We start from the raw sequence: 11,280 nt of genomic DNA on the forward strand, positions 1-11,280 counted from the left end.
AGGTGTTTCGACGTTTCCGCATAATTAATGGGATGAAGAAATACATCCTTTACAAAGATACTTCTCCAAAAAAAATTTCGATAGACTATGAAAAAGATCTAAACGAAGAGCAGCTAAGGGTTGTCAACCATAAAGAAGGACCCGTTCTTGTTATCGCTGGTGCAGGAAGCGGAAAAACAAGGGTAGTTACCTATCGGGTGGCGCGACTTTTAGAAGACGGTGTTCCTCCCCATAATATTTTGCTTTTAACCTTCACGAACAAAGCCGCGAGGGAGATGCTCCACAGGGTTGAACATCTCCTAAAGATAGACACTAGATCAATTTGGGGTGGCACTTTTCATCACATAGGTAATATGATCCTTAGGATTCATTCGGACCTTTTGGGTTTGGATAAGGATTTTACAATTTTCGACAACGAGGACGCTAAAGATCTTATAGAGATAGTGCTCAAAGAGATGGGTCTTTCGGGAAAGGGGTACCCTTTTCCTAAGGGGACCGTCCTAAAAGAGATATTTAGTTACGCGATAAACACATTAAGTTCAATAGAGGAGGCTATTCTTGAAAGATACCCCTACCTCTACCACCTAAAGGACGAGATCGTAGAAGTTTATGAGAACTATTCGAAAAAGAAGAAAAAGACTAAGGCTGTCGATTTCGATGATTTACTTTACCTATGGCATAAGATCCTAAAAGATCACGAGGACTTAAGAAAATATTATGCAAAGAAATTCGCCTACATTCTCGTGGATGAATATCAGGACACGAATAAGATCCAGGCAGAGATAATAGACTTTATGGGCCTAATAAACAGGAATGTCATGGTTGTTGGAGACGATGCTCAAAGCATCTATTCCTTCAGAGGGGCCAATTTCAGAAACATCTTTGATTTTCCAAAAAGATACGAGGACTGCACGGTCTACAAACTGGAGACGAATTACAGAAGTACGCCAGAAATACTTAACTTCGCTAATGAATCAATCTCTCACAACCTAAGACAATTCAAAAAAGTCCTAAAAAGTGTTAAAAGGTCAGGTCTCATACCTGTTGTTACAGGACTGAAAGATGTTGTACAGCAGGCAGAATTTGTGGCGCAAAGGATACTCGAACTCAAAGACGAGGGGATACCGTTTAATGAGATTGCCGTTCTTTACAGAGCACATTACCATTCGATGGAGATCCAGATGGAGTTGACGAGGCGTGATATACCGTTTGAGGTAAGAAGTGGACTTAAGTTCTTTGAACAGGCCCACATAAAGGACGTAGTCTCGTTCCTTAGGGTTTGTGTAAACGAAAAAGATGAGATTTCGTGGAAAAGGCTTTTAAAGATATTCCCAAGAGTTGGTAAAAAAACGGCTGAACAAATCTTCGACTACATCTCCTCTTACGAAAGACCCGTTGACCTCTTCATAGAAAAAAGGATAGGAGAGAAATTAAAGAAGATCCCAAAAGAAACGATAGAACTCTGGTCAGAACTATTTAGGGATCTTCGCGATCTCAAAAGTAAAGAGGCCCCTTCCGAGATGATAAATGCCGTTATACGAAAGATCTACGGAGAGTATTTGAAGTACAACTATCCAGACTACGAATCGAGACTAGACGATCTTGAACAGCTTTCAAACTTTGCGAGTAAGTATTACTCGGTTGAGACTTTTCTCTCAGAACTCTCCCTCATGAGTGGACTACATGGTGAAGAATCCATATACCCCGGATCAGATGAGGAAAGGGTTATTCTTAGCACAATCCATCAAGCCAAAGGTCTCGAATGGAGGGTGGTATTCGTCGTTTGGTGTGTGGAGGGAAGGTTTCCGAATTCTAAGTCAATGGATGAGGAGGCTATAGAAGAGGAAAGGAGACTTTTTTACGTTGCCTGTACAAGGGCCATGGATGAACTTTACGTTTGCTATCCCATGACGTACTATGAGAAGGCTATTGGATATGTGATATTAAGACCTTCCAGATTCATAACAGAACTCAATCCTTCTGTCTATGAAGAGTGGGATGTTTCTGAGAGTTTCTAAGTTTTGGCCTCTGCCCAATTCTTTCCAAAGCCTATAGACACCTTCAAAGGAACATCCAAAGTCGCAACGTTTTCCATTTCCTCACGAACAAGCCTTTCCATAATCTCCTTCTCATCCTCTTTCACTTCAAAGAGAAGTTCGTCGTGGATTTGTAGTATCAGACGAGAGCCAAGACCTAGTTCCTTCTTTCTGCTGTGGATATTTACCATGGCCATTTTTATTAGGTCGGCTGCTGTTCCCTGTATAGGCGTATTCATAGCGAGTCTTACGCCAAGTTGTTTTATTTTTTGGTCAGGATTATAAAGCTCGGGGATGTAACGAATCCTTCCATAATAGGTTCTAACATACCCCGTCCTTTCTGCCTCTTTAATAACCATGTCCATGTATTCTTTTACCTGGCGGTGCATTCTAAAGAAGTCATCTATATATCTTTGGGCTTCACTTTGCAAGATGCCCAATTCTTTTGAAAGACCGTATGCGCTTATGCCGTAAATTATTCCGAAGTTAACCGTCTTGGCAATTCTTCTCATCTCTGGTGTCACTTCTTCCTCTTTTACTTTGAAGAACTCTCGAGCCACGTTTGTGTGTATATCTTCTCCGTTTTTAAACGCGCGAATGAGAGTCTCATCGTGTGAAAGATGAGCCAAAACCCTAAGTTCTATCTGGGAATAGTCCGCAGACATAATAAAGAAGCCCTCTTCAGCGATAAATGCTTCCCTTATCTTTTTCCCTTCTTCTCCTCTTATCGGTATGTTCTGAAGGTTCGGATTACTTGTGCTTATTCGACCTGTCGCAACGTTTGTCTGGTTAAAGGATGCGTGGATCCTTTGGGTTTTTGGATGGATCCAGAGAGGAAGCACATCTATGTATGTGTTTTTTAGCTTACTTAGCGTTCTATACTCTAAAAGGTTCGGAATTATAGGATGTACGTCTATGAGTTCTTCAAGCACATCCATATCTGTGGAATAGCCTTTCTTCGTTTTCTTTAAGGGACGGAGATTAAGCTTTCCAAAAAGCACATTCGATAGCTGTTTATGCGAGTTGATATTAAATTCCTCGCCCGCAAGCTCGTAAATTCTTTGAGCTATCTCTTTCAACTTAAAATCCATTTCAGAAGAGAATTTGAGAAGTTTTTCCCTATCCACCTTAACGCCAGTCTTTTCCATCTCCGACAAGACCTCAACGAGCGGCATCTCCACATGGTAAAAGAGGAACTCGAGATTAAGCTCTGCCATCTTTCGAGCCAGAAGATCTTTTACATCGAAGAGACCTTTTGCTAGCTGAAAGAATTTATGCTTCTCCACCTTGCTCGGTATATTCAGGTCCAAATGTTCCTCAAGAATCGTTTCAATGCTTAGGTCCCTTTTTAGCGGATCTATAAGGTAAGCGGAAATGGCTATGTCGAAGGCTTTTTTTGAATCTATATCTATTTCCGAAAGCAAAAAATCCTTCATGTTATAGAGAATTACCTCTTTTGCCTTTCCAACGATCTTTAAGACATCGTCTTTTTTTTCTGAGTAACTCACATTTTTTCCGTCATAGACGGCAAAAGCTTTAAATTCGGGAAAGGGAGATGAGGGTCCCCTTTCAAATTTGACAAAAAGCCCAAAGGACTCTCCCTGTAGGATATCAAGTTCGACCTCGTCTATTAATTCTGGCTCTTTTTCTTCGAGTTCTATTTCCCTGTATAAGGATGTGAATTCAAGCTCTCTAAAGAGAGCTTTTAGCCTTTTTTTGTCAGGTGTTACCGTATAGTTTAACGAAAGATCGGGTATGGGGACATCACTTCTTATCTCTAAAAGCCTTTTGCTTAAGAAAGCCAAATCCTTCCCTTCTTCAAGTTTTTTTCTTAATGAATCTTTTTTTACCTCATCTATCCTTTCGTAAAGGTTCTCAAGATTACCGAACTCCTGTATCAGTAACTTTGCGGTTTTCTCTCCAATTCCTGGTACCCCTGGAATATTATCGGAAGTATCGCCAGAAAGTGCCAGAAGATCACATATGGAAGAGGGAGGTACCCCAAACTTCTCCCTCACTTCCTTTTCCCCGTATATAATCTCTTTCATAGTGTCGTAGACGAAGACATTTTTTTGCACAAACTGCATAAGATCCTTGTCACCGGTCACAATGTAAATTTCGAAGTCCTTGTCTTTTAACCTTTCCACTATCGTCCCTATTATGTCATCGGCTTCATAACCTTCGACCTCAATCATTTTTATACCTAAAGCCTCAATAATCGACTTTACATATGGGATCTGAACGGAAAGATTATCTGGCATAGGCCTTCTTTGAGCCTTGTACTCTTTCGATATCTTGTGCCTGAATGATGGTACCTTAGAATCGAAGACTACGAATAGAAGATCCGGCTTCTGTTCTTTTAAAAGTTTAAGGATCATGTTAGTCATGGCGTATGTGGCGTTTGTAGGGACGCCCCTTGATGTTGCAAGGAAAGGGGTGGCGTAGTAAGCCCTGTAGAGAAAGGAGTTCCCATCAACAAGGAAAAGTTTTCTCAAATCTTTAAAGCTCATAATGGAAATACAGTTTTTATTTTGAAGACCCTCTTTTCAGGAAAGCGGTAAATTTTTATATTGAACCTTTTTTCGATATCTTCGAGGAATCTCTCTATCTCTTCTAAACTTTCCCCACTTATAGTAAACCAGAGGTTTGGGTTTCCATCCCTTTCGTAATTGTGGGTCACTCCTCTGTGCTTATTTATCTCGTTTGCGACCTCTTCAAGCCGACTATCTTCCACGTAGGCCCCGCAAAGAAAGCTTTTAAGTTTTAGGTTTTTTCTTTCAAGGACAGGACCTATCCGCCGTATAAAGCCCTTCTCTTTGAGATTTTTCACCCTGAGATAGGCCTCGTCCTCTGTTAAACCGAGCCTCTTTCCTATCTCTAAAAAAGGCCTCTCTTCGAGGGGAAACTCCTCTTGAATGAGGTTTAATAGATCCTTGTCAATCTGATCTAAATCTTCCTTTCCCACCTTTTTCGCAATTACTTAAAGCAGCCGAGCTGGCAGCTGATTATCTTTATTTTGAGTTCGTTGAGTATCTCGCCTACCTTTATAGGAGGCACCTTTTCCTCATCTGCTATTTCTAAAGCCTTCTTGCAGGTTATTCTTCCGTCTTCCTGATGTTCCATCAGCTTCTTTTTCACTTTGTCCAGATCCATATTTACCCCTCCCAATCTTAAATTGTACATCAGCAAATATAGACTCATCAAGCCTCGGCAACGCAAAGAGGATCAAAAAGACAAGTTTTATAAATCTTTCCTTGAAAAATCGACTGTAAAGATCTATTATACTTGCCGGAGGTGCAAATATGCCAATAGTAGATGAACTAAAGAAAAGAACCGAAGAGAGTTTGAAAACCTTAAAAGAGGTTGCAGAGGACATAGCCCAGAACTTGGAGATCAAAGCAAAGATAACGAAAAAGAAATATCTGGACATTGGAAGACTCAAAAAATCGATAAGCGATTTTTATTCCGAGATAGGTGAATACGTATATGACCAGTACTTGTCGGGAAAGCCCATAGATATGGAGACGCCATTTATAAGGGAGAGGGTGGAAGAGATAAATAGAATGAAAAAGAGGATAAAGGATATCGAAGAAGAGATAGAGGAGCTAAGAAGGATTCACAAGGAAGGGAAAAGAGAGACCCTTTAAAGATATTTCTGGATCAAGATTTCAGCAATCTGAACCGCGTTAAGGGCTGCCCCTTTTCTCAAATTGTCGGCGACAATCCACATGTTAAGTCCGTGTTCGACAGTGTCATCCCTCCTTATCCTCCCCACAAAGACTTCATCCTTACCAGCCGCATTTATTGCCAAGGGATACAGGTTCTTTGAAGGGTTGTCTACTACTTTAACACCGGGAGCCTTTCTTAAAATACTTCTTGCTTTTTCTGGTGTTATCTTCCTTTCGAACTCTACATTCACAGATTCGGAATGCCCATAAAAAACAGGAACCCTAACAGTTGTTGCGGTAACCTTTATAGAGTAGTCCTCCATTATCTTTTTCGTCTCGTTAACCATCTTCATCTCTTCCTTTGTATAGCCGTTTTCAAGGAAAACGTCTATGTGGGGAAGGCAGTTAAAGGCGATCTGGTGCGGATAGACCTTTTTTTCAACCTTCCTATTCGCAAAAAGGGCTCTCACCTGCTCTTCTAGTTCGAATATGGCTTTTTTCCCTGTTCCAGAAACTGATTGATAAGTTGAAACGACTATCCTTTTTATCTTTGCATAGTCGTGCAACGGTTTAAGTACGACAACCATCTGAATTGTGGAACAGTTTGGATTTGCGATTATGTTTCTTTTTTTGTAGTCAGCTATAGCATGGGCATTTACCTCGGGAACCACAAGAGGAACGTCAGGCTCCATTCTAAACGCACTTGTATTGTCTATAACGCAAGCACCGGCATCAGCAGCTATTGGAGCGTACTTTAAACTTACAGCCCCACCGGCTGAAAAAAGGGCGATATCCACATCCCTAAATGAGTCCTCCTTTAGGACATCGACCGGGATCTCCTCACCTTTATATTCTAGGGACTTTCCCAAACTTCTTTCAGATGCCAGAAGTTTTAAATTTTTCACAGGAAACCTTCTCTCCTCCAAAATCTTTACCATCTCGTTACCAACGGCACCTGTGGCCCCAACTATTGCAACGTTGTACTCTTTCATCTCATCCTCCTTCTATTCCCAATCTCTTTTTTAAATAGTTGAGGAGCCCGCCAGATTCAATAAGTTCGATCATAAATGGCGGAATAGGTTTTGTCCTAAATTCCCTATCCTTCGTGACTATGAGACCCTCTTTTACATCCACAGCTATTTCATCTCCTTCCTTCACGTACTCGTAAAGATCCGATTCCAAAAGGAGAAGACCCTTGTTGAAGGCATTTCTATAAAAAATCCTCGCAAAGCTTTTGGCTATCACAAGGGGTACCCCTAGACCTAGGATTGCAATAGGAGCATGTTCCCTTGAGGAACCGCACCCAAAATTAGAACCTGCTACAATTATGTCACCCCTTTTTACTTTTTTTGCAAAATCAGGATCTATGGGCTCCATGCAATGAGTGGCGAGTAAGGTCGGATCCGTGTACACAAGGTAACGGGCGGGAATTATCACATCGGTGTCTATGTTATCCCCGAATTTGAAAACCCTTCCTTTGAACTTCATAAAACCTCCTCCGGGTGAGCTATCCGTCCCATAATAGCGGAAGCTGCAGCAACAGCGGGGCCGCTAAGATAAACCTCACTCTCAGGATGGCCCATTCTGCCTATAAAATTTCGATTCGTCGTGGATAGTGCCCTTTCGCCTTTTGCTAAAACACCCATGTGCCCTCCCAAACAGGGACCACAGGTAGGCGGAGAAACGATACAGCCTGCCTCCAAGAATGTTTCTATAAATCCCATTCTTAGTGCATCCAAGTAAATCTTGGGTGTGGAGGGGATTACTATGCACCGTACCCCGTCGGCTATTTTCTTTCCCGCCATTATCTCTGCCGCAAGCTTAAAATCCTCAAGCCTCCCATTAGTGCAGGATCCTATAACCACCTGATCGATGGATACTCCGTTCAGTTCCTCAACATTGCGAACGTTAGAAGGTAGATGGGGGCAAGCAACCTTAAGCCCTATTTGGCCAACATCTATCTCTATAACGTTTTTGTACTTTGCATCCGGGTCACTTCCAAAAATTTTAAATCCGCGGAAAGTTTTGTCCTTTACGTAGGAGAGAGTCACTTCATCCACGTAGAAAATGCCATTTTTTGCGCCTGCCTCCACACTCATGTTGGCAACTGTAAAACGGGAGTCCATACTTAAACTCGAGATGGCCTCTCCTGCGAACTCCATTGCACAGTATAAAGCCCCATCCACACCTATCAAACCAATTATATGCAAAATGAGATCCTTTCCAGTTACCCACTTTTTCCACTTTCCGTAGCAAACGAATTTGATCGTCTCCGGCACCTTAAACCACAAGTATCCAGTGGCCATAGCAAACGTAAAATCGCTACTTCCAACACCTGTTGCGAAAGAACCTAGTGCACCGTATGTGCATGTGTGACTGTCAGCCCCTATTACAACATCTCCTGGCATAACGAGACCTTTTTCAGGAAGTAACGCGTGTTCGATCCCACAGAGCCCACCGTCATAGACATGCTTGATCCCAAACTTTTTTGCAAATTCCTTTATTCTTCTACAGTTCTCTGCCGTTTGGATGTCCTTATTAGGAGTGAAATGGTCTAGTACGAAGACGATCTTTTCGGGATCGAATACGGTTTTTAACCCGATCTTCTCGAACTCCTCTATCGAGAGTGGGGCGGTTATATCATTTGCCAGGGCGAGATCGATTTTTGCCTCTATTATCTCCCCTGGTTCCACATACTTTTTTCCGGAATGGAAAGCGAGAATTTTTTCGGTAATCGTCATTCCCATAGCTACCCCTTCTTCTGCTTCATGAATTCAAGTTTATTGAGAGCGTTAAGATAAGCCTTCGCACTTGCCACAATGATGTCTGTATCTATCCCTTTCCCTACAACAGATATCCCCTTTTCTTCGAGTTTTACGAAAACCTCGCCTTGGGCATCCATGTCCTTGGTTATGGAGTTAACCGAGTATTTTACTAGTTTGCTCTGAGTCTTTACAAGCTTTTTTATGACCTTGTATGTGGCATCCACCGGTCCAACACCCGTTGCCACATCCTGATGTACCACTCCATCTATTTCTATCTTCACTGTCGCTGTTGGGACGGTCATGTTTCCACAAGTTACGTTAAGATAGACAAGCTTATACTTTTCCGGTATCTTGTAAATCTCGTCCATTATTATCGTCTGTATATCTTCGTCGTAGACGTGCTTTTTTATATCTGCAAGAGCCTTAAATCTCTTAAATGCTATGTTTAACTCTTTTTCGTTGAGATCGAAACCCAATTCCTTTATCTTCTCTCTAAATGCGTGTCTCCCAGAATGTTTTCCCAAAACGAGTGTGCTTTTTGGAATTCCAACAGATTCAGGAGTCATTATCTCGTACGTAAGTTTGGCTTTTAAAAGCCCATCCTGGTGAATTCCTGACTCGTGGGCAAAAGCGTTTGCCCCAACAATAGCCTTGTTCGGCTGGACAGGTATACCGGTTATGGTGGTAACTAGCCTGCTTGTGGGATATATCTTCTCAGTCCTTATGTTGGTGTAGACGGAAAAAATGTCTTTACGAGTTTTAAGAATCATCGCTATCTCTTCTAGCGAGGCGTTTCCTGCCCTTTCACCTATACCATTTATTGTACATTCCACCTGCCTTGCACCGTTTTTTATCGCGGCTATTGAATTTGCAGTTGCAAGGCCGAGATCGTTGTGGCAGTGGACGCTGATTATGGCGTTAGATATGTTAGAAACATTTTCCTTTATGTATCTTACGAGTTTTCCGAATTCATCGGGTACCGCGTATCCCACTGTATCGGGAATGTTGATGACCGTTGCACCGGCATCGATTGCTTCCTCAAAGATCCGTACTAGGAAGTCCCAATCGCTTCTTGTCGCATCCATTGCTGAAAACTCAACGTTGGAAGTGTACTTTTTTGCCCTCTTTACAGATCTTACGGCCAATGCCAGAACCTCGTCTTTCGTTTTTCTCAGCTGATGTTTTAGATGAATGTCGGAAGTCGAAATAAACGTATGGATCCTTGGCATTTTCGCATTTTTTATGGCTTCCCACGCTCTATCTATATCTTCATCGTTTGCTCTGGCTAAAGCTGCAACTTCACACTCGGTTATATTTTCCGCTATGAGTCTTACAGCCTCGAAGTCTCCTTCGGATGCCTGTGGAAAACCTGCCTCTATAATGTCGACACCTAAAGCCTCAAGCTGCTTTGCGACTCGCAACTTCTCCTGGGGATTCATGGTGTATCCAGGAGACTGTTCTCCATCCCTTAAAGTTGTGTCGAAGATAAAGACCCTCTCTTCCATGGCAACTCTCCGGAAAATTTTTTTTCTATTAAGGCTAAGATCGTTGAGAAAAACTCTTTTTCCTCTTCTATCGCCATCTCAACGGTTAAATAGTAGAAATTGTCCGGTATTTCTTGTGCTTCAAGTTTTTGAGCGTCCTTCTCTGTAGTCACGTAAATATCCGCGTGGTTCCTCAAAATTCTTTTGATATCTTTCGGTTTATAGTTATAGTGATCGGGAAAAGAGATTGCAGACTTTATCTTTGCACCAATTGACATCAGCAACTCGAAAAAGGAATCATTATCGGCAAGTCCGGAGAATGCGACAACCTCCTTTCCCTTTAGATATCGATAGTCAATGTAAGTCTTATTCTTTATGTTACAAAGGTTGAGGGCTTTTAAGCTTGAATTAAAAACGGGCTTAGAATCGAAAAGGTGCTTTGGTAACTTATAAGGACCTTTAACCTTCCCATTTAAGATTACAATGTCGGATCGCGCAATCCTATCAAACGGTTCCCTCATGGGACCAAGCGGAAAAAGATCGAAGTTTTCCATGTTAGTTTTGAAAACAACTATCTCCACGTCTTTCTTTAACCCACGTACCTGAAATCCGTCATCGAGGATAGCGATGTCCGCGCCGCATTCAAAGACGGCTTTTTTTATCGCTTTGATCCTGTCTTTTCCCACTATAACCGGACATCTCAAATTTTTGGCAAGTAAAAGGGCCTCATCACCACACTCTTGAGCTAAATGAATTTTAGGATCAACCAAAAAGATACCCCGTTTCTTTCTTCCGTATCCGCGTGTGATAATGGCCACCCTAAACCCGCTTTCTTTGAATAATGAAGCTATCTTCATAACAAGGGGGGTCTTGCCTTGGCCTCCAATAGTTAAGTTTCCAACACTTACGACTGGACATGGAGCCATATTCAATCTTTTGAACCTAAAGGACAATTCCCAAAGTGAAAGCCCGTATTTATAAAGAAGGGAAATCAAAAAAAGAACACCCCTAAGGAAGGGGATCCTTTTCGACTTTTTGTGCCAAAAGTCCTGGAAGAAGAGGCGCATGTTCTGGAAGTCTATACCAAATGAGGGGAAAAATCAATAATTCCGCAGGGTTCCGAGCAATAAAAAGTACTTGAAGCCTGGCCCCTTTAGTGATAAATTTCACTCGCACAAATAAGGAGGTGTTCTTATGTGTGAAGCTTGCTCTTGCATGAACCCTCAAGAACTAGTAAGTCACCCGGAGGAATGTACCCCGGAAAAGATCAAAGAATGCCACGGGGATACAGATACCCATCCTTGTGAAGAGCAAAATACTGAATAAG

11 protein-coding genes are annotated in these 11,280 nt (G+C 42.0%); 3 read left to right on the forward strand and 8 right to left on the reverse strand.

The genetic code is table 11. The annotated features are described in order from the left end of the window. Positions 1-32: 32 nt before the first annotated feature. Positions 33-2,018 (forward strand): ATP-dependent helicase, encoded by a 1,986-nt coding sequence (locus NZ583_04505; GenBank protein ID MCS7280874.1) that lies wholly within the window; start codon positions 33-35, stop codon positions 2,016-2,018. On the opposite strand, the gene polA is transcribed toward NZ583_04505, so the two are convergent. Genes polA through NZ583_04520 form a run of 3 tightly spaced genes read right to left on the reverse strand, consistent with a single transcriptional unit; the run spans position 2,015 to position 5,189 of the window. After that, complete coding sequence (polA, locus tag NZ583_04510; GenBank protein ID MCS7280875.1) at positions 2,015-4,546, reverse strand: DNA polymerase I; 2,532 nt, start codon at positions 4,544-4,546, stop codon at positions 2,015-2,017. The genes NZ583_04505 and polA overlap by 4 nt on opposite strands. Then, positions 4,543-5,001, reverse strand: coding sequence for an AsnC family transcriptional regulator (locus tag NZ583_04515; protein ID MCS7280876.1), 459 nt, complete (start codon positions 4,999-5,001; stop codon positions 4,543-4,545). Before NZ583_04515 ends, polA begins: the two co-directional genes overlap by 4 nt. Positions 5,002-5,012: 11 nt before the next feature. Then, a complete protein-coding gene (locus tag NZ583_04520; protein MCS7280877.1) occupies positions 5,013-5,189 on the reverse strand; it encodes a hypothetical protein in 177 nt (58 codons plus the stop codon). A 149-nt stretch (positions 5,190-5,338) separates the two neighbouring features. Here NZ583_04520 and NZ583_04525 point away from each other — a divergent pair, with 149 nt between their 5' ends. Continuing rightward, on the forward strand, positions 5,339-5,683 hold the full coding sequence (locus NZ583_04525; GenBank protein MCS7280878.1) for a hypothetical protein: 345 nt from the start codon (positions 5,339-5,341) through the stop codon (positions 5,681-5,683). On the opposite strand, the gene NZ583_04530 is transcribed toward NZ583_04525, so the two are convergent. Genes NZ583_04530 through lpxK form a run of 5 tightly spaced genes read right to left on the reverse strand, consistent with a single transcriptional unit; the run spans position 5,680 to position 11,020 of the window. Continuing rightward, positions 5,680-6,696 (reverse strand): aspartate-semialdehyde dehydrogenase, encoded by a 1,017-nt coding sequence (locus tag NZ583_04530; protein ID MCS7280879.1) that lies wholly within the window; start codon positions 6,694-6,696, stop codon positions 5,680-5,682. The two genes, NZ583_04525 and NZ583_04530, sit on opposite strands and share 4 nt — an antisense overlap. A 1-nt stretch (position 6,697) precedes the next feature. Beyond that, complete coding sequence (locus tag NZ583_04535) at positions 6,698-7,192, reverse strand: 3-isopropylmalate dehydratase small subunit (protein ID MCS7280880.1); 495 nt, start codon at positions 7,190-7,192, stop codon at positions 6,698-6,700. Next, entirely contained in the window at positions 7,189-8,451 is a 1,263-nt protein-coding gene (gene leuC, locus NZ583_04540) for a 3-isopropylmalate dehydratase large subunit (protein MCS7280881.1), read from the reverse strand. Before leuC ends, NZ583_04535 begins: the two co-directional genes overlap by 4 nt. 2 nt (positions 8,452-8,453) lie before the next feature. Next, entirely contained in the window at positions 8,454-9,974 is a 1,521-nt protein-coding gene (locus tag NZ583_04545) for a 2-isopropylmalate synthase (GenBank protein ID MCS7280882.1), read from the reverse strand. Continuing rightward, positions 9,938-11,020: a tetraacyldisaccharide 4'-kinase gene (lpxK, locus tag NZ583_04550; GenBank protein MCS7280883.1), complete on the reverse strand. Its 1,083-nt coding sequence runs from the start codon at positions 11,018-11,020 to the stop codon at positions 9,938-9,940. Before lpxK ends, NZ583_04545 begins: the two co-directional genes overlap by 37 nt. 127 nt (positions 11,021-11,147) lie before the next feature. On the opposite strand from lpxK, the gene NZ583_04555 reads away from it, so the two are divergent. After that, positions 11,148-11,279, forward strand: coding sequence for a hypothetical protein (locus tag NZ583_04555; GenBank protein MCS7280884.1), 132 nt, complete (start codon positions 11,148-11,150; stop codon positions 11,277-11,279). Position 11,280 lies beyond the last annotated feature (1 nt).

The sequence above is a fragment of the Thermodesulfobacteriota bacterium genome (genome assembly GCA_025062045.1).
GTDB lineage: Bacteria > Desulfobacterota > Syntrophorhabdia > Syntrophorhabdales > JANXAF01 > JANXAF01.